The 18658-nt window shown below is 64.4% G+C and carries 14 protein-coding genes; 3 read left to right on the forward strand and 11 right to left on the reverse strand.

Annotation, left to right across the window (positions count from 1 at the left end; all coding sequences use genetic code 11):
• Window positions 1-26: 26 nt before the first annotated feature.
• Window positions 27-1397, reverse strand: coding sequence for a cytochrome P450 (locus tag P9217_RS09260; RefSeq protein WP_278086157.1), 1371 nt, complete (start codon window positions 1395-1397; stop codon window positions 27-29).
• Window positions 1398-1577: 180 nt separating this feature from the next.
• On the opposite strand from P9217_RS09260, the gene P9217_RS09265 reads away from it, so the two are divergent.
• The 3 genes from P9217_RS09265 to P9217_RS09275 all read left to right on the forward strand — a co-directional run bounded on the left by P9217_RS09265 (window position 1578) and on the right by P9217_RS09275 (window position 6001).
• Window positions 1578-2159, forward strand: a complete 582-nt coding sequence (locus P9217_RS09265; RefSeq protein WP_278086156.1) for an NADPH-dependent FMN reductase — start codon at window positions 1578-1580, stop codon at window positions 2157-2159.
• Window positions 2160-2406: 247 nt separating this feature from the next.
• Window positions 2407-4878, forward strand: a complete 2472-nt coding sequence (gene gyrB, locus P9217_RS09270) for a DNA topoisomerase (ATP-hydrolyzing) subunit B (RefSeq protein WP_127247793.1) — start codon at window positions 2407-2409, stop codon at window positions 4876-4878.
• Between the two features lie 205 nt (window positions 4879-5083).
• Complete coding sequence (locus P9217_RS09275) at window positions 5084-6001, forward strand: hypothetical protein (protein ID WP_278086155.1); 918 nt, start codon at window positions 5084-5086, stop codon at window positions 5999-6001.
• A gap of 76 nt (window positions 6002-6077) precedes the next feature.
• On the opposite strand, the gene P9217_RS09280 is transcribed toward P9217_RS09275, so the two are convergent.
• The 10 genes from P9217_RS09280 to P9217_RS09325 all read right to left on the reverse strand — a co-directional run bounded on the left by P9217_RS09280 (window position 6078) and on the right by P9217_RS09325 (window position 18567).
• The gene (locus tag P9217_RS09280; protein ID WP_278086154.1) at window positions 6078-7475 is read right to left on the reverse strand and encodes an NAD(P)(+) transhydrogenase (Re/Si-specific) subunit beta; all 1398 of its coding nucleotides are present in this window, start codon (window positions 7473-7475) and stop codon (window positions 6078-6080) included.
• 1 nt (window position 7476) lies between these two features.
• Window positions 7477-7899 carry a proton-translocating transhydrogenase family protein gene (locus P9217_RS09285; protein ID WP_067003367.1) on the reverse strand — a complete coding sequence of 141 codons (423 nt, stop codon included), beginning with the start codon at window positions 7897-7899 and terminating at the stop codon, window positions 7477-7479.
• On the reverse strand, window positions 7899-9167 hold the full coding sequence (locus tag P9217_RS09290; RefSeq protein WP_278086153.1) for a Re/Si-specific NAD(P)(+) transhydrogenase subunit alpha: 1269 nt from the start codon (window positions 9165-9167) through the stop codon (window positions 7899-7901). The genes P9217_RS09285 and P9217_RS09290 overlap by 1 nt, the downstream gene beginning before the upstream one ends.
• Before the next feature lie 86 nt (window positions 9168-9253).
• The gene (locus P9217_RS09295) at window positions 9254-9478 is read right to left on the reverse strand and encodes an aa3-type cytochrome c oxidase subunit IV (protein ID WP_095799174.1); all 225 of its coding nucleotides are present in this window, start codon (window positions 9476-9478) and stop codon (window positions 9254-9256) included.
• Between the two features lie 272 nt (window positions 9479-9750).
• Window positions 9751-9900, reverse strand: coding sequence for a DUF3096 domain-containing protein (locus P9217_RS09300; RefSeq protein ID WP_095824351.1), 150 nt, complete (start codon window positions 9898-9900; stop codon window positions 9751-9753).
• A 144-nt stretch (window positions 9901-10044) separates the two neighbouring features.
• Complete coding sequence (locus P9217_RS09305) at window positions 10045-10965, reverse strand: hypothetical protein (protein WP_245322337.1); 921 nt, start codon at window positions 10963-10965, stop codon at window positions 10045-10047.
• A 223-nt stretch (window positions 10966-11188) separates the two neighbouring features.
• Entirely contained in the window at window positions 11189-13504 is a 2316-nt protein-coding gene (locus P9217_RS09310; protein WP_067003356.1) for an EAL domain-containing protein, read from the reverse strand.
• 255 nt (window positions 13505-13759) lie between these two features.
• A complete protein-coding gene (locus P9217_RS09315; protein ID WP_278086929.1) occupies window positions 13760-17263 on the reverse strand; it encodes an indolepyruvate ferredoxin oxidoreductase family protein in 3504 nt (1167 codons plus the stop codon).
• Between the two features lie 175 nt (window positions 17264-17438).
• Complete coding sequence (locus P9217_RS09320; RefSeq protein ID WP_127323641.1) at window positions 17439-17966, reverse strand: hypothetical protein; 528 nt, start codon at window positions 17964-17966, stop codon at window positions 17439-17441.
• Complete coding sequence (locus tag P9217_RS09325) at window positions 17959-18567, reverse strand: CGNR zinc finger domain-containing protein (protein ID WP_127323642.1); 609 nt, start codon at window positions 18565-18567, stop codon at window positions 17959-17961. The genes P9217_RS09320 and P9217_RS09325 overlap by 8 nt, the downstream gene beginning before the upstream one ends.
• Between the last annotated feature and the right edge of the window lie 91 nt (window positions 18568-18658).

Here is an 18658-nt window from a genome sequence, read left to right on the forward strand (position 1 = left end):
CTGTTCCCGATCGGGACCCGTTCCAATCAGGCGCGGCGGGAAATCTGCATCGGCAGGCCGCCCTGCGGCTGCGTGGTCAGCTTCTGCACCGGCCATGGCCGAGTTTGTGACGTTACGTCGAAACGGAAGCGCGACAACAGGATGGCCAAAGCAATGATCGCCTCCTGCATGGCGAAGCTGGCGCCGATGCAGACGCGCGGCCCGGCGCCGAAAGGCAGATACTGGAAGCGGTCGATCCGTTCGCGGTTCTCCGGATGGAAGCGCTCCGGCATGAAGGCGTCCGGCCTGTCCCATAGCTTGCGATGGCGATGCACCACCCAGGGCATCACCAGCACGGCGGCGTATCTCGGGATATAGAGGCCGTTCCAGGTCTCCGGCTCGATCGGCTCGCGATTGATCGAGGGCGCCGGCGGATAAAGCCTCAGCGCTTCCTCGAAGGCGGCGCGGGTGAGCGGCATGGCGTCCAGCCATCTTGTCGGATCGGGCTCGCGCGCCAGTACCGCATCGATCTCCTGCTCGACCTTGTCGCGCTCCCAGGGCGCTTCGGCGAGACAGTAGATCGTCCAGCCGAGCGCGCGCGCCGTGGTCTCGTGCCCGGCGCCGATGAAGGTGATGATGTTGTCCTCGACTTCGGCGCGGGTCAGGCCGTCCGGCCCCTCGGCTTTCAGGAGTAGCGTCAGGAAATCCTGCGGCACGCCGTCGGGATCGCGCTTCAGCCGCTGCTCGCGCATTTTCACCGTGTTGGCAACGATGTTGCGGAAATAGGCCATGGTCTTGCGGCCGCGGATGCGCGTCAGCCGCGGCAGCCATTGTGGCGCGCGCAACAGGTCGAGCGGATCGACCCGGCCCATGGTCTCGAACAGGCGGTCGATCTCCTTGGCGAAGCTGCCGGGCTCGCCGGCGATCTCGCCCGAAAACAGCGTCTCGGCCAGGATATCATAGGTGAGCATCGTCATGTCGCGGGCGACGTCGGTCGTACCGCCGACCTCGTAGCGGGTGGCGAATTCCAGCGTGCGCTTCAGCATCGGCTCGGCGAAACCGAAGATGTGGCGCGGCGTGAACACCGGCGCCATCGCCTTGCGGGAGCGCTTCCACACCTCGCCCTCGGCGGTGAGCAAGCCGTCTCGCAGGATCGGGCGCAGGATCAGCTGGCGCACCGTCGCCATCTTGTAGTTCCTGGCGTTGTCGATCAGCACGTGGCGGATGAGGCCGGGATCGTTGGCGATGACCAGCGGCCCGCCGATACCGGTCACCGAGATCCAGGGCTCGTTGTAGGTATGCTCGCCCCACAGCTCGAGCGGGTTGCGGTAGACGATGCGCATCATCTCCAGCGTCGAGGGCGGCTGGGTGCGCGGCTTCGGCGCAGGCGGCACGAAGGGGGCGGGCTTTGTGTCCATCGGATGCTCCGCTACGGCGGCAAATGTAATGCGCGGCAAAGCGGGCGTCCATGTGACCGAACGGAAAGCCCATGGAGAGACCGCCTCGCCTGAATGTGAACGGCGCCCTTCGATGGCTGCTTGTTGACGGTGACCGGTTCCTTTAGTCGCCAACGGATACCGTCAATCGAGGAGCCACCCGTGAAGCACCAGTTGAGCATCATCATCGGCAGCACGCGACCGGGACGCGCCGGACCGATCTTCGCCGAGTGGCTGGAGGGGTTCGCGCGCGAGCACGGCAAGTTCGAGCCGGCGCTCGCCGACATTGCCACCTTCAAGCTGCCGCTGCTCGACGAGCCGCATCATCCGCGCCTGCGCAAATACGGGAACGACCACACCAAGGCCTGGTCGACGGCGATCGACGCCGCCGACGCCTTCGTGTTCGTGGCGCCGGAATACAATTATTTCGCCGCTCCGGCGATTGTTAACGCCGTCGACTATCTGCTCAAGGAGTGGCGCTACAAGCCCGCCGCCATCTTCAGCTATGGCGGGGTGTCCGGCGGCCTGCGCGCGGCACAGGCGCTGAAGCCGCTGCTGACCTCGGTCGGCGTCATGCCGATCCCGGAAGGCGTGGCGCTGCCTTCCTACAGGACCTTGCTCGACAAGGAGGGCGCGTATCATCCGAGCGAGCAGGTGCTGGGCGGCGCCAAGGCCATGCTGGACGAGTTGTTCCGCTGGAGCGAGGCGCTGAAGGCGCTGCGCGCCGGCCTCCGGGCGGAATAGCAGACGCCCCGATGTGACTGTCGCAAGGCCGCGCTCGGGCGCGGCTTTCGCGCCGGCATAGCCCGCTGCCCGCACCGCGCTTCCCGGTGTATCGCGCCCGGCCTGCCAACGGCCGCTCGCCAAGCCGGCAAAACGCCTGCAAACCTTGGAAAAACGGCCATTTGCGCCTATATCTAGGACATCAAAACGGCGCGATTCGGGACCATTTTTCCGCGCCGGATCAGCGACATCAATCAGACAGGTATTTATGAGCGATCAGACCGAAAGCGCCATTGGCGCGGAAGCCGAGTATGGCGCCGATTCCATCAAGGTTTTGAAGGGGTTGGACGCTGTCCGCAAGCGGCCGGGCATGTATATCGGCGACACCGACGACGGCTCGGGCCTGCATCACATGGTCTATGAGGTGGTGGACAACGCCATCGACGAGGCGCTGGCCGGGCATGCCGACCTCGTCTCGGTGACGCTCAACCCCGACGGCTCGGTGACCGTCATCGACAATGGCCGCGGGATTCCGACCGATATCCATCCCAGCGAGGGCGTCTCGGCGGCCGAAGTGATCATGACCCAGCTGCATGCCGGCGGCAAATTCGACCAGAACTCCTACAAGGTTTCGGGCGGCCTGCACGGCGTCGGCGTCTCGGTGGTCAACGCTCTTTCGGCATGGCTCAAGCTCAAGATCCGTCGCAACGGCGAAATCTTCGAGATGAGCTTCACGCACGGCAATGCCGACGCTCCGCTGAAGGTGACCGGCACCTACGAGCAGGACAAGCGACCGGGGACCTATGAAGGCCGCAGCGGCAGCGAGATCACCTTCTTCCCGTCGGCCGAAACCTTCACCATGGTCGAGTTCGACTACAACACGCTCGAGCACCGGCTGCGCGAGCTCGCCTTCCTCAATTCCGGCGTGCGCATCGTGCTGACCGACGCGCGCCATGCCGACCTCGTGCGCCACGAGTTGCATTATGACGGCGGCCTAGAGGAGTTCGTGAAATATCTCGACCGGGTGAAGAAGCCGCTGATCGAGAAGCCGATCGCCATTCGCGCCGAGCGCGACGGCATCACCGTCGAGGTGGCGATGTGGTGGAACGACAGCTATCACGAGAACGTGCTGGCCTTCACCAACAACATCCCGCAGCGCGACGGCGGCACGCATCTGGCCGGCTTCCGCGCCGCGCTGACCAGGCAGATCACCGGCTATGGCGAGTCTTCCGGCCAGACCAAGAAGGAAAAGGTTTCGCTCACCGGCGACGACTGCCGCGAAGGCCTGACGGCCGTTCTGTCGGTCAAGGTTCCGGATCCGAAATTCTCCTCGCAGACCAAGGACAAGCTGGTCTCCTCCGAAGTCCGGCCGGTGGTGGAAAGCCTGGTCAACGAGGCGCTGGGCACCTGGCTGGAAGAGCATCCAAGCGAAGGCAAGGTGGTGGTGGAGAAGGTGATCCAGGCGGCCGCCGCGCGCGAAGCCGCGCGCAAGGCGCGCGACATAACCCGCAAGAGCACGCTCGGCGTCACCTCGCTGCCCGGCAAGCTTGCCGACTGCCAAGAGCGCGATCCCGCGAAATCGGAAATCTTCATCGTCGAGGGCGACTCGGCCGGCGGCTCGGCCAAGGGCGGGCGCTCGCGCCAGAACCAGGCGATCCTGCCGCTGCGGGGCAAGATCCTGAATGTCGAGCGGGCGCGCTTCGACCGTATGCTCAGCTCCGACATGATCGGCACGCTGATCACGGCGCTCGGCACCTCGATCGGCAAGGACGAGTTCAACGCCGACAAGCTGCGCTACCACAAGATCATCCTGATGACGGACGCCGACGTCGACGGCGCCCACATCCGCACGCTGCTGCTCACCTTCTTCTTCCGGCAGATGCCGGAGCTGATCGAGCGCGGCCATCTCTACATCGCCCAGCCGCCGCTCTACAAAGTGACGCGGGGCAAGAGCTCGCAATATCTCAAGGACGAAAGCGCCTATGAGGAATATCTGATCGAGTCCGGGCTGGAAGAGGCTTCACTGACGCTCGCCTCCGGCGAGGTGCGGACCGGACAGGACCTGCGCGGCGCGGTCGACGACGCGTTGGCGGTGCGGCACCTGATCAACGGGCTGCACACGCGCTACAACCGCAGTGTCGTCGAGCAGGCGGCGATCGCCGGCGCGCTCAACGCCGACGTGCTCGCCGATCTCGGCCGCGCCACCGCCATGGCCGAACACGTCGCCAGGCGGCTCGACATGATCGCCGAGGAGACCGAGCGCGGCTGGAGCGGACGGCTGTCGACCTCCAATGACGGGTCGGGCGGGTATGTCTTCGAACGCACCGTGCGCGGCGTCAAGGACGCGGTCCAGCTCGATGCCGGGCTGATCAACTCGGCCGATGCGCGCCAGCTCGACCGCTATGCAGCGCGCCTGGCGGAAGTCTATGGCGAGCAGCCGACGCTGCGCCGCAAGGAGACTTCCGAGCTCCTTTCCGGACCGCTGGCGCTGCTCAACGCGGTGTTCGCGGCTGGCCGCAAGGGACTGACCATGCAGCGCTACAAGGGCCTTGGCGAGATGAACGCCGAACAGCTCTGGGAAACCACGCTGGATCCGAATGTGCGCTCGCTGCTTCAGGTCAAGGTGGCCGACGCGACCGACGCCGACAGCCTGTTCTCACGGCTGATGGGCGACGAGGTGGAGCCACGGCGCGAGTTCATCCAGGACAATGCGCTGTCGGTGGCCAATCTGGATATTTGAGGACCGTGCCAGCCTGCCGTCGGTCCGCCGTCCGTGGCGGATGGGGTGATCCGACCGGAACAGAAGGTCGCCTGAAACATTGTGACAGATCGATCACAACTTGTTTCAGGAGGTTTCGATGGGCCGCGGTATCTTGCTCTGGTTGCTCGGGGTTCCGATTCCGATCATCATTCTCATCATGCTTTTTGCCCGCTAGGAGGCTTCGATGCAGCCCACCCTATCGGCAACCGATCCTCCCGGTACGCTAGAATCCTCCGCCACCGCCGTCAGTTGGGGGCCGATTATCGCTGGCGCTTTCGCAGCCTCGGCTTTGACTCTCATCCTTACCTTGCTCGGCTCCGGACTCGGGCTGACGATGGTTTCGCCCTGGTCCGCGTCGAATCCTTCGGTCACCACCTTCGCGGCTACCACGGGCGCCTGGTTAATCGTCGTGCAATGGCTGTCGGCGGGCCTAGGCGGTTATCTTGCCGGGCGGTTGCGGACCAAATGGGTTGGCGTCCACACTGACGAGGTCTATTTCCGCGACACCACCCACGGCTTCCTTGCCTGGGCGCTGGCCACGTTGCTTGTCGCCGGTGTTCTCGGCTCGGTCCTGTCGGCTGCAGTTGGGACGGGCGTGCAGGCGGCATCCACTGTCGCGTCGGGCGCCGCGATGGGTGCCTCGGCAGGCGCGTCGGCAAACGCCAACGGCGCCTCGGTCGACAATGCGACATCGTATTTCGTCGACACGCTGTTCCGTCCGGCGGATGCGAGCAAGCTTGCAGCCGCCAATCCGCAAAACGACGCGGCGACCACGGCGCAAGCGTCTCGCATCCTGGTCGCAAGTGCCGCCTCCGGTGAGGTGTCGGCCGACGACAAGACCTACCTGGCGCAGCTTGTGACTGCCCGCACAGGCCTTCCGGAAGCCGACGCAAAGGCCCGTGTCGATGCGGTGCTTGCAAAGGTGGAGGAGGCTAAGACCAAGGCCAAGCAGGCGGCAGACACGGCCAGGAAGGCAACGGCCTCATTTGCCCTGATCGGCGCCTTGGCGTTGGTCATCGGCGCATTCATCGCCAGCGCTGCCGCAGCTCTCGGCGGCAAGCAGCGCGACGAAGACGAGGCGCTTTTCCTGTCCAAAGGCTAGACTGAACCATCCGGTGATTGAAAGACAAAGCCCGGCTCACGGCCGGGCTTTTCGGTCTTTGAGATGGCAAGCCGGATCAGTGATCGAAGGCCTTGACGATTTCCTCGGTCATCTTCTTGGCGTCGCCGAGCAGCATCATGGTGCCGTCCTTATAGAACAGCGTGTTGTCGATGCCGGCATAGCCCGAACCCAGCGAGCGCTTGACGAACAGGCAGGTGCGGGCCTTGTCGACGTCGAGGATCGGCATGCCGTAGATCGGGCTGCTCTTGTCATCTCGCGCGGACGGGTTGGTGACGTCGTTGGCGCCGATGACATAGGCGACATCGGCCTGGGCGAATTCGGAGTTGATATCCTCCAACTCGAACACCTCGTCATAGGGCACATTGGCCTCGGCGAGCAGCACGTTCATGTGGCCAGGCATGCGGCCGGCAACCGGATGGATGGCGTATTTGACCTCGACGCCATTGGCCTTGAGCTTGTCGGCCATCTCGCGCAGCGCGTGCTGGGCCTGCGCCACCGCCATGCCATAGCCCGGCACGATGATGACCTTCTGCGCGTTCATCATCAGATAGGCGGCGTCGTCGGCCGAGCCCTGCTTGACGGTGCGCTCGATGGCGTCGTCGGCAGCCGCAGCCGTCTCGCCGCCGAAGCCGCCGAGAATGACGGAGATGAAGGAGCGGTTCATGCCCTTGCACATGATGTAGGACAGGATCGCACCGGAAGAACCGACCAGCGCACCGGTGATGATCAGCGCCAGATTGCCGAGCGTGAAGCCGAGCGCCGCTGCCGCCCAACCGGAATAGGAATTCAGCATCGACACCACGACCGGCATGTCGGCGCCGCCGATCGGGATGATCAGAAGCACGCCGAGCACCAGCGAAGCGGCGACGATCAGCCAGAAGATTAGCTTGGATTCGGTGGTGACGAGCAGCACGATCAGCACCACGAGGGCTACGCCGAGCGCGATGTTGATCAGGTGGCGGCCGCCGAACATGATCGGCTTGCCGGACATGCGGCCGTCGAGCTTGAGGAAGGCGATGACCGAGCCGGTGAAGGTGATGGCACCGATCGCGACGCCGAGGCTCATCTCGATGAGCGCCTGGGCATGGATGTCGCCGGCCGTGCCGATGCCGAAACTTTCCGGCGCGTAGATTGCTGCCGCCGCCACCATGACGGCGGCGAAACCGACGAGCGAGTGGAAGGCGGCGACCAGCTGCGGCATCGAGGTCATGGCGATGCGGCGCGCCACATAGGCGCCGACGCCGCCGCCGATGGCAAGCCCGAGCACGATCAGGCCGAAGCGGCCAGCCGAGGGCAGCGCCAGCGCCAGCGTGGTGGCGATGGCAATGCCCATGCCGATCATGCCGTAGAGATTGCCCTGCCGGCTGGTGGTCGGATGCGACAGGCCGCGCAGCGCCAGGATGAAGAGGATGCCGGAGACCAGATAGAGGAAGGAAGCGAGATTGACGGTCACGTCACTTTTCCTTCTTCTTGTACATGGCGAGCATGCGCTGGGTGACGAGGAAGCCGCCGAAGATGTTGACCGACACCAGCACCAGGGCGATGAAGCCGAAGCCCGCGGCAAGGCCGGAGGCCGCGATGCCGACGGCGAGCAGCGCGCCGACGACGATGACCGAGGAGATGGCGTTGGTGACGGCCATCAGCGGCGTGTGCAGCGCCGGCGTCACCGACCAGACGACATAATAGCCGACGAAGATCGCCAGCACGAAGATGGCGAAGCGGAAGACAAAGGGATCGATGGCGCCGCCCGAGAGCGCGTGCGCCGCGTTGCCGGCAGCCTCGGCGCCGGCGGGCGCATTGGCCAGATCCTGCACCGCGAGGCGTACGGCAGCCGTCGCCTGATCGAGCTGGTCGAGGGCTTTCTGCAGCTGTTCCATCACGCGGTCCCTTCTGGCTTAGGCGAGGGTGACTTGGCTGCGGCCCTCCTCCTGGGCGCCGGTTTCTTGTCGGCGGCATCCGCGACCAGGACCGTGGCCGGGATCGCAGCGGGCTCGGTGCGCGGCTGCCCGGCGGCCTTGGCGAAACTGGGGTGCACGATTTGGCCGGCATCGGTCAGCATCGTCGCCTTGACCAGCTCGTCATCGCGCTTGATGGCAAGGGTCTTCGTCGCCTTCTCGACCATTGTCTCGAGGAAGGCGTAGAGGTTCTTGGCGTAGAGAAGCGAAGCGGATGCAGCGACACGACCGGGCACATTGAGATGGCCGACGATCTTGACGCCGTTTTCCGTCGTCACGACCCTGCCTGGCACCGCGCCTTCGACATTGCCGCCGCGTTCGACGGCGAGGTCGACGATCACCGAGCCCGGCTTCATCGAGGCGACCATGGCGGCCGACACCAGCTTCGGCGCCGGACGTCCAGGGATCAGCGCCGTGGTGATGACGATATCCTGCTTGGCGATGTGCTCTGCGGTCAGTGCCGCCTGCTTGGCCTGATATTCCTTTGACATTTCCTTGGCGTAGCCGCCGGCGGTCTCCGCCGCCTTGAACTCCTCGTCCTCGACCGCCAGGAACTTTGCGCCGAGCGACTGCACCTGCTCCTTCACCGCGGGGCGCACGTCGGTGGCGGTGACGACGGCGCCGAGACGGCGCGCTGTGGCGATCGCCTGCAGACCGGCGACGCCGACGCCCATGATGAAGGTTTTTGCTGCCGGCACCGTGCCCGCCGCCGTCATCATCATCGGCAGCGCGCGGTCATATTCGGCCGCCGCATCGACCACCGCCTGGTAGCCGGCAAGATTGGCCTGCGAGGAAAGCACGTCCATCACCTGCGCGCGGGTGATGCGCGGCATGAACTCCATCGAGAAGGCGGTGATGCCGGCCTTGGCCATCGCGGCCAGCGCCGCATCGTTGCCGTAAGGATCCATGATGGCGATGACGGCCGCGCCCGATTTGTAGCCCTTGAGCTCGGCATCGGTCGGCCGGCGCACCTTCAGCACCACATCGGCGTTCTTGGCGTCCCCGGCAGTTCCAATCGTGCCGCCGGCGGCGGCAAATTCCTGATCGGTAATGCGCGAGCCGAGACCGGCGCCCTTCTCGACGATCACCTCGAAGCCCAGGCCCGCCAGCCGTTTCACCGTCTCGGGCGAGGCCGCGACTCGCGGCTCGTTCGCGTCAAGCTCACGAGGGATGAATACCGTCTGCCCCACCGCATGATCCTTTCGGCTGGAACCTTGCTGCGCAAGGCGTCGGCCGGGACCTCCGGCGGAACGTCGAACGCAATGGCTTGGAAAGTCTACCGCAGAATGAAATAGCCGACGGCCATGATCACGATGAACAGGATGGTCGCCGAGAAGAAGCCGCCCGCGAAGAAGCCGAAGGCCATGGCCAGCAGAATGGCGGCGCAGACGAGCGAGCCGTATTTGGCGAGCGCCAGGAATGCGTTGTAGGTACGATCATGCTCGGCATAGTCCATCTGCGCGCCCAGTTCGACAGGACCGGTCGGCGTGTGATCAGCCATAGGAATACCCCTTCGAAAATGCCTTCGAGGCACATAGCGAAAAGCCCGAGCAAGAGCAATGGCGCTATTGCCGCACGGCCCGCGACAACAGCCTCAAACGAAAGTTGAAATGGGCGGAAGCTAAAATTGCGATGGGAGGCTCTCGCCGTGGCGAGGGGCGTCGTGGATCTTTAAAGCGCGTCGCGCTGAATCGGATTCAGGCGAGACGCTTCAAAGCTCTTTTTGATGGGTGCCGTTGCCCAGAACCGCTGCACAGTTCCGGGCGAGATACATTAGGCGGCGAGGTGCGGAAACAGGCCGAGCAGGCCGACCGCGATCAGATAGAGCGCGACGATGTAGTTGAGCAGGCGCGGCATCACCAGGATCAATATGCCGGCGATCAGCGAGATCAGGGGCGTGAGCGCAAGCGAGTGGATGGTCATAATCGTACTCCTTCCCGTGAAAAACCCGATTTGAGCCGGCGACAAGCCTGGGGCAAGAATGCGGCGCCGTCGATGATCAGTGACGCCGGTACTCGTAACGCGGGAGCCGCGGGGAAGGTTCACGAGGCGCGGAAGGACGCCCGTTCAGGCGGCATCGCGATAGTATTTGGCCGTCGGTACGATCGACAGAGGGGTGAGCCGGTTGATGGCCGGATTGGCGAACATCATCCGCTGCTCCACCGGCGTCGACTTGAAGAACGGGAAGCGGTCGAGCGTCTGGCGCAAGTTTTCACCGCAGGGGATCTCGAACAAGGCGATCGGCGCAAGGACACCCGGAAACACCTTGCCTTCTGTCCGCTGCACGGCATGGAAGATGCGGGCGTAGTAGGCGGAATGTTCGACCTTGACCGGCGTCAGCACGGCCGTCTGGCCAAAATAGCTGGAAGCCACCATGCCGAGCCTCAGCGTCAGGAAAGGCAGGACTCCGGGCGCGGGCGCGCTATCCGCGTCGGTTGCGAACCGGGTTCCGTCTATGAAGGTTTCTCCGCGGGCAAGCCGCTCTGCCAAGATTTCCGGATAGGCGTCGACAGAGGGCGAATAGGGGTGCTCGCGGGAAATGTAATGGAGCCGCAGCGTGCTGACCAAGTGGCCATCGAAATAGACGCCGAACCGGTAGGAATTCGGCAGGTTGTCCCAGCGATCCTCGAACATCCCGCTGGCGATCGGGCCGCACATGCCTGAGCGCAGGTAGGACTGATAGCGAAGGCGGTAGATCGCCTCCAGATCCTCGCCCCCCGTGATCAAACGATAATCGACATGCTCCAGCAATTGCATGATCGAACGATTCAGCGCCGAGCCAGCATTTGCGCCGGCGTCAGCCTGCGCATCGTTTCTTGCAGCATCCATCCTCAAGTCCTCGTATCCGCCTGTAAACAGGCTATTCGAGTCAAAATGAGACACAAGCCGAAAATTCGATACTGCTGGTTTACCTTCCGTTAACCTTAACAATGCGCCGGAAAGGGTTGGGCGGAAAAGTCGACCGCACACTCGGACCTTGGCACGCATCCGATGTCAAGGAGTTCACAGATGCCAGAGCTGAAAGGACTTGGCTGCCGCAGCTACCGGTAATATAGGGCATCAAACCAAAATACTTTGCCGTATTGAATTGCTTAGAGAAAACAAATGTGAGCTTTTGATCCTGAACAATCGGGTAAAAACTGTCCGATTGGACGAAAATTGCTGCGTAGCCAACGCAACGCGCATTCTTAATCCTGAATGATGAAATTCCCTATCTGGCCGACCGTCTGGGGGCGAGGCGCAGGTCCGCGGCGAATGGCCAGGTGACGTTCGACATCGTCTCGATGCCGGACGCGCTGAGCGCGGCGCCGAACAGGAAGCCTTGCACGAGGTCTGGCTTGACCGAACGCACCAATATCTTCAGCTGCTCGAAAGTCTCCACCCCTTCGATCGTGACGACCAGGCCCAGCGTCCGGGTCAAGCCGACGATACCCTTCAGAAGATCGAGCGACTGGGGGCTCTGGGTCACGTCGATCAGGAAGGAGCGATCAATCTTGATCTTGTCGAGCGGCAGCTTGTGCAGGTAGCTGAGGCTGGAATAGCCGGTGCCGAAGTCGTCGAGCGCGATGCGGACGCCCAGCGCTTTCAGCTCTTCGATCAGCTCGCGGGTCAGTGATTTGTCGTCGAGCAGGGCAGTCTCCGTCACCTCGATCTCGAGCCGGTGCGGCGCAAGGCCCGACGCCGCCAGCGCATCACGCACCTTCTGCACGACGTCGCGGTTGCGGAAGTCCTTGGCCGACAGGTTGATCGAAACGCTGGTCTGGGCCGGCCATTTGGCGCATTCGGCGCAGGCCGCCTGCAGCACGAAAGAGCTGATCTCGGAGATGATGCCCATCTCCTCGGCCAGCGGAATGAAGACGCCCGGCGAAATCGGGCCGAGATCGGGATGATCCCAGCGGCAGAGCGCCTCGCAGCTGGCGATGCGCATGGTGCTCATCGACACGATCGGCTGGTAGACGACGCGCAACTCCTTGGCTTGCACGGCGCTGCGCAGATCGGCCTTCATCAGCTGGCGATTGCGGAAGGCGGCGTCCATCGATGCCTCGAACAGCCGCCAGCTGTTCTTGCCGAGCTCCTTGGCTTTGTAGAGCGCGAGGTCCGCCTTGACGATCATGCCGTCGACGTCGGTGTCCTTGACCACGGACAACACCGCGCCGCCACTGGTCTGGATGCGCAGGCCGTGACCGGCGACGTCGACTTCGCCCTGCAGGCCGGCGAAGATCTCGTCGAGCAGGCTGCTGAGATGGCTCTCATCCTCGATGCGGTCGAAATAGATCATGAATTCGTCGCCGCCGAAGCGGCTGACATTGATGCCCGGCCCGGCGACCGCTGCCAGGCGCTCGGCTACGGCGTAGATCAGACCGTCGCCGACCGGGTGGCCGAGCGTGTCGTTGACGCTCTTGAAATCATCGAGGTCGAGCACCGCCAAGCCGCAGAGCCGGTCGCGGTCGCCGGACGCCATGGCTTCGCCGACCAGCTCGTGGAAGTAGGCACGGTTCGGCAGGCCGGTGAGGTTGTCGTAGCGCGCCATGAAGCGGATCTTTTCCTCCGCCTCGACCCGGGCCGTGACGTCCTCGAAGGTGATGACGCCGAGTTCCTGGCTGCCTTCGCGCGCGGAGAACTCGTAGTGCTGGCCATTGGCGAGCGACACGAGCACCTTGCGGTCCCGGCCCTCGCGCAAGGCGCGCGTCAGCTGCGCCTCGATGTAGCGGCAATCCTTCGGTGCCAGCATGCCGCCGGCGACGCCGCGCATCAGAAGGCCGTGGATCGAGCGCCCGAGCAGCGCGTCGGCCGATTTCAGCGACATCAGATGGGCGGCCTCGGCATTGGCGACGGCGACGCGCCCGTCGGGGCCGAGCATGACCAGGCCGTGCGACATCGTGTTGAGCGCGCGGTCGAACCTGCGCGTCAGGTTTCTCGCCTGCTTGTGGCCGATGACCGCCGAGAACAGCACGTTGCGGACATGATCGGCGCCGGTGATGGTGATGAACGTCATCGGGATGATCATCAGGCCGAGGACGACGGAGGGCGCGTCCATGCGCAGCAGGAGCGCGAGAGCCGCCGGACCGATGAAGGTCACGGAAAAGATCCGCACCATGCGCGGCGACCCATAGTTGCGGGCGACAACGGTGACCAGGGTCGCCAGCGTGAGCGACATTGCCGCGAGCTCGGCGAACGGTTCGGGATATATGTAGATCGACACGAAACACAGCGCGCCCAATCCGAGACCCTGAAGGCAGCCCTTCAGGATGTAGCTGCGCTCCAACCGCTGCGCGTGTTCGACATCGGCAATCGCGCCGCCTGTCCTCAGGAAGCCGCGAATGCCGAAGTAACGGATAAGGCTGACGGAAAGCAGGGCAAAAGAAAACGCCAGGAACAGGGGATTGTGGGTGCGCAGATAGATCATGAATCCGAGGATCCAGTAGCACGCGCCACCGATCAACAACATGTGCGCGTTGTCGAACAACGACCGCACAAATTGGATATAAACATCCGCGGGGATGCTTTCGGTCTTTGTTTTGCCCATAGGGTCGGCCCAACGCTAAGCCTTGTCATGACACAACCGCCTTAAGAAAGGCTTAGAACAGAACCGCCTTGAGCAGCGGCTTCGGTCTGCCGGCCAAGGGCCGCAAAGGACCTAACGCATGTCACCCACAAGTGCGCAGCGGTTTTGGGAGAACGACCTGCATCGAACAAAGGCCTAAAGCGCCTCGCCTGGATCCATTTCGACGCGAGGCACTTTAGGCGGACCGACGAAAACTTCGGGATTGGTCTGGCGCAATCACTCGGCAGCGCTGAGAACGGGCACCGGAGCGGCCTCGGTCAGCCGCTGCAGCAGCCTGGAGCGCTCTTCGGACGCCTTGGCGGCGCTGGCCTGCTGGACATGGCCATAGCCGCGGATGAGCGCCGGAACGGAGGCCAGAGCGGCGGCGGCCTCGACCTTGCCCGGCGCAAGTGCTGCGGCGATCAGATCGAGATCGGCCTCGTATTGCGCAAGCAGTTGCCGCTCGGCGCGCCGTTCGGCGGTATGGCCGAACAGGTCGAACGCGGTGCCGCGCAGGCCTCTCATGACAGCAAGCAGGCGAAATGCCTTCATCATCCACGGGCCGAAACTCGACTTCCTCGGCTTGCCGTCATTGCCGCGCCGCCCGAGGATCGGCGGCGCGAGGTGAAATTCCAGCTTTTCGTAGCTTTGGAACTGCCTTGCGAGATCGGCGGCGAAGCTGCCGTCGGTGTAAAGCCGGGCCACCTCATACTCGTCCTTGATCGCCATCAGCTTGAAGAGGTTTTTCGCGGCCGCCTCGGTGACGGCCGTTGAGCCGGGAACCGCTGTCGCCTCGGCTGCGCGCAGCGCCGCGATCCTGTTGGCATAGCGCTTGCCATAGGCGGCGTTCTGGTAGGCGGTGAGGAAAGCCACCCGCCGGGCGACAATGTCGTCGAGCGTTTCCGGTGCCGACGCCGGCTTGCCGGTACGACCGACCAAGCCGCGCACGAAATCCGGCTGGTGCGCGGCGCGACGGCCCCAGCGGAAGGCGGCGATGTTCATCACCACCGCTTCGCCGTTCAATTCTATCGCTTTTTCAACGACTTCGGCCGAGAGCGGTAGCCCGCCATGCTGGAAGGCGAAGCCGAGCATGAACATGTTGGCGCCGAGCGAATTGCCGAACAGCGCGGTCGCCGTGCGGGTGGCATCGAAGAAGTGGGCCTTGTCGTCGCCGGCGGCGGCACGGATCGCCTTCTTCAGCCGCTCGACCGGCAGCGAAAAATCGGCGGAACGGGTGAATTCGCCGGGCATGATCTCGGCGGTGTTGGCGAGGAACATGGTATGGCCCTCGCGCACCGCGGCGAGCACCTTTTTGGCGCCGGAGACGACGAGGTCGCAGCCAAGCACAAGATCGGCCTTGCCGGCGGAAACGCGGATGGCGTGGATGTCCTCGGGCGTCGGGGCGATGCGGACATGGGTGAAGACCGAGCCGCCCTTCTGGGCAAGGCCCGCCATGTCGATCATGCCGCAGCCCTTCCCCTCGATATGGGCAGCCATGCCCAGCACCGCGCCGATGGTGACGACGCCGGTGCCGCCGACACCGTCGATGATCGCCGCCCAGCCCTGAGATCCGAGTGGAAATTCGCCGGGTGACGGCACGCCTTCGAGCGGATCGCTCTTGCCGGCAATCCCCTCGGCCTTCCTGATCTTGCCGCCATGCACCGTCACGAAAGAGGGGCAGAAGCCGTTGAGGCAGGAAAAATCCTTGTTGCAGCTCGACTGGTCGATCCGGCGCTTGCGGCCGAATTCGGTCTCGACCGGCTGGATCGAGACGCAGTTCGACTGCACGCCGCAATCGCCGCAGCCTTCGCAGACCAGCTCGTTGATGAAGACGCGCTTGTCGGGATCGGGGAAGGTGCCGCGCTTGCGGCGCCGGCGTTTTTCCGCGGCGCAGGTCTGGTCATAGAGAAGCACCGACACCCCCTTGACCTCGCGCAGCTCGCGCTGCACGAGGTCGAGGTCGTCGCGGTGATGGATCGTGGCGCCGGGCGGGAAATCGGCCTTGCCGGCATATTTGGCCGGCTCGTCGGTGACGACGGCGATGCGCTCGACCCCCTCGGCGCGCACCTGTCTGGCGATCATATCGACGGTGAGGCCACCTTCGTGCGGCTGGCCGCCGGTCATGGCGACTGCATCGTTGTAGAGGATCTTGTAGGTGATGTTGGCGCCTGAGGAGAGCGCAAAGCGGATCGCCAGCGCGCCGGAGTGGTTGTAGGTGCCGTCGCCGAGATTCTGGAAGATATGGCCGCGCTTGGAGAACGGCGCCTGGCCGACCCATTGCGCGCCCTCGCCGCCCATGGCGGTGAAGCCGACCGTGTTCCGGTCCATCCACAGCGCCATGAAGTGGCAGCCGATGCCGGCGGCGGCAAGCGAGCCCTCCGGCACCTTGGTCGAGGAATTGTGCGGGCAGCCCGAGCAGAAGAACGGCGTGCGCGAACCGATGTCCGCGGTATCGGCGAGCATCGCCTGGAACTGGCGCAGCTTCGCCACCCGCGCCGCGATCTCCTCCGAGGGGCCGATGGTGCGCAGGATACGCTCGCCGAGCGCGATCGCGATCTCGTTCGGGTCGAGCGCGCCCTTGGCCGGAAACAGCCAGTCCCCGCGCTCGTCCTTCTTGCCGACGATGGCAGGCTGAATAGCGGAGCCGTAGAGGTTCTCGCGCAACTGCACCTCGATCAACGAGCGCTTCTCCTCGACGACGACGATGGTCTCGAGGCCGCGGGCGAAGTCGGCGATATGCTGATAGTCGAGCGGCCAGGGGCAGCCGACCTTGAACAGGCGGATGCCGAAGCGATTGGCGGCCTTTTCGTCGATGCCGATATCCTCCAGCGCCTGGCGGACGTCGAGATAGCTCTTGCCTATGGTGATGATGCCGAGCTTCGGCTTGCGGCCGCCCGAATAGACGGTCCGATTGAGCCCGTTGGCGTGGATGAAGGCGGAGGCGGCGGCGCGCTTGTGCTCATGCAGGCGCTCCTCCTGGCCGAGCATGTCGATCTCGTGGCGGATATTCAGGCCGCCCGGCGGCATGTCGAAGTCGGGAATGACGATGTCCAGCCGCGCGATCGAGGCGTCGACCGAAGCGGTCGATTCGATGTTGTCCTTGACGCATTTGATCGCCGCCCAGGTGCCGGCGAAACGCGACATGGCGAAGCCAAAGAGACCGTAGTCTATGATCTCCTGGACGCCGGCGGGGTTGAGGATCGGCACCATGGTGTCGACGAACAGGAATTCGGTGGCATGTGCGTTCGTTGAGGATTCGGCCATGTGGTCGTCGCCCATCAGGGCGAGAACGCCGCCATTTTTCGACGAGCCGGCGAGATTGGCGTGGCGGAAAACGTCGCCGGAGCGGTCGACGCCCGGCCCCTTGCCGTACCAGACGGCAAAGACGCCGTCATGGGTGCCTTCGCCGAGCAGCTCGGTCTGCTGCGAGCCCCAGCAGGCGGTGGCGGCGAGCTCTTCGTTGAGGCCCGGCTGAAAGACGATGTCGGCCTGCGCAAGCTGCCGCTTCGCCTTCCACAGCTGCATGTCGAGGCCGCCCAGCGGTGAGCCGCGATAGCCGGAGACGAAGCCTGCGGTGTTGAGGCCGGCGCGGCGGTCGCGCTCACGCTGCATCAAAAGCATGCGCACGACGGCTTGCGCCCCGGACAGGAAAACGCGCTCCTTGCCAAGGTCGAACTTGTCGTCGAGCGCGACGTCATGCAGCGTCATCAGGCATGTCCTCTGCGGAGGCGCGCCGCGGATCGGCGGCCAACGTCGGAGTGAGAGGCCGCAGTCTTTCTTCCCTTGCGGGACAGGTCAAACGAAATCGCAGCGGCCAGAGCGCACGCAACAAACGGTCCCGCTGGAAGCGGTCGCCGCATTCAATCGCACGCTAAACGCTTTGCAGCGCACGAAAATTTCGACCGGTCAACGGGCCTCACGCCGCCTTCGAGCAATCCGGCTTTGGCGCATCCGGCAGCTTGCCGTCGGGATGCCCGGCAAGGTCCGGGTTGAGCTCGTATTTCGGCCCGATCACCAGCGGCCGGTCCGGCAGCATGGTCTGGTCCGCCGAGGAGGTCATCGTCGTCTCGAGGCTTTGAAGCAACGTGCCGCTCGAATCCTCGATGCGGATCGTGACGGAATAGGGCTTGTCCTTGACCACGCAGGTGAGCGGCGGGCTGGTCAAGGTGATATGCGGGAGCTTCGGCCAGATCTTCTGGTTGACGATGAGCGGGTCGCCGCCGGCCGGATTCTGGAAATTCACCACCGCAATCTGTCCCTCGCCCATCGGCCGCAGCGGTCTCAGCGTGATGACATAGGTGGCGATGCCAAGCCGGTAGTTGAACTCGAACAGCTTGCCGGAAATGGCGAAGAGCTGCTCCTTGCCGGTGTCGCGGCAGGCGCCGAGCGCCGTCGCGGCGATCAGGGCCGCGCCGAGGGCGATCGAACGGAATTTTCTAGGCATTGGTGGCCTCCCTGGCCGCCGTGCGGCGGCGATAGTAGCGGTTCGCTTTCTGGCGGTTGCCGCAGACGGCCATGTCGCACCAGAGGCGGCTTGAGTTGCGGCTGCGGTCGACGAAGAGCCAGCTGCAGTTCGGACAGATCCTGAGCCTCGCAACGGTGTCGTCGCGCAGCAGCGAAAGCGCCGAGACGGCCAAAGCCGCCTCGAAAGCGATCGGCGTCGCCGGATCGCCAAAGGGCCGGCCCGTCGCGCCGATCTCGATGCTGCTGCCGGAGAGGCCTTTGGCGCAGGCGGTCAGGAAATCGGGCAGATGGCCGGCGGCGATCGCGCGTTTCGCTATGGCATCGCGGAACAGGCGGTCCGTCGCTTCGCGGATCGACAGCACGACCGCGGCGATGTCGCCCGGCTGAGGGGCCTCCAGCCGCCGGCCGCCAAGCTCGGCGGCGCGAAAGCCGCTCGCCGCCTCGGCGAAGCGGGCGATCTCGGCCGGATCAGCGAAACGGTCGAAGGTCCTTCCGGGATCGTTGCGCAGGACGACCGTGTTCGCCGTGTCGAGCGCGAGGATGCCGCCGGTGAAGCGGTGCGGGGTCCAGGAAACCGTCATGCCGGAAATCTAACCGATAAAACGTATTTGACAAGTTAGATTCCGGGTGCAACGCTCGAAACGGGGGCCAGCTCGCACGGCCCTAGGGATG

Source organism: Mesorhizobium sp. WSM4989, from assembly GCF_029625795.1.
GTDB lineage: Bacteria > Pseudomonadota > Alphaproteobacteria > Rhizobiales > Rhizobiaceae > Mesorhizobium.

Bases quoted from the DNA above. Each gene is read 5' to 3' on its own strand.
- gyrB (WP_127247793.1), top strand. From the start codon at position 2,407: ATGAGCGATCAGACCGAAAGCGCCATTGGCGCGGAAGCCGAGTATGGC.
- P9217_RS09305 (WP_245322337.1), bottom strand. From the start codon at position 10,965: ATGCGTGCCAAGGTCCGAGTGTGCGGTCGACTTTTCCGCCCAACCCTT.
- P9217_RS09295 (WP_095799174.1), bottom strand. From the start codon at position 9,478: ATGGCTGATCACACGCCGACCGGTCCTGTCGAACTGGGCGCGCAGATG.
- P9217_RS09275 (WP_278086155.1), top strand. From the start codon at position 5,084: ATGCAGCCCACCCTATCGGCAACCGATCCTCCCGGTACGCTAGAATCC.
- P9217_RS09300 (WP_095824351.1), bottom strand. From the start codon at position 9,900: ATGACCATCCACTCGCTTGCGCTCACGCCCCTGATCTCGCTGATCGCC.
- P9217_RS09310 (WP_067003356.1), bottom strand. From the start codon at position 13,504: ATGGGCAAAACAAAGACCGAAAGCATCCCCGCGGATGTTTATATCCAA.
- P9217_RS09285 (WP_067003367.1), bottom strand. From the start codon at position 7,899: ATGGAACAGCTGCAGAAAGCCCTCGACCAGCTCGATCAGGCGACGGCT.
- P9217_RS09260 (WP_278086157.1), bottom strand. From the start codon at position 1,397: ATGGACACAAAGCCCGCCCCCTTCGTGCCGCCTGCGCCGAAGCCGCGC.
- P9217_RS09325 (WP_127323642.1), bottom strand. From the start codon at position 18,567: ATGACGGTTTCCTGGACCCCGCACCGCTTCACCGGCGGCATCCTCGCG.
- P9217_RS09320 (WP_127323641.1), bottom strand. From the start codon at position 17,966: ATGCCTAGAAAATTCCGTTCGATCGCCCTCGGCGCGGCCCTGATCGCC.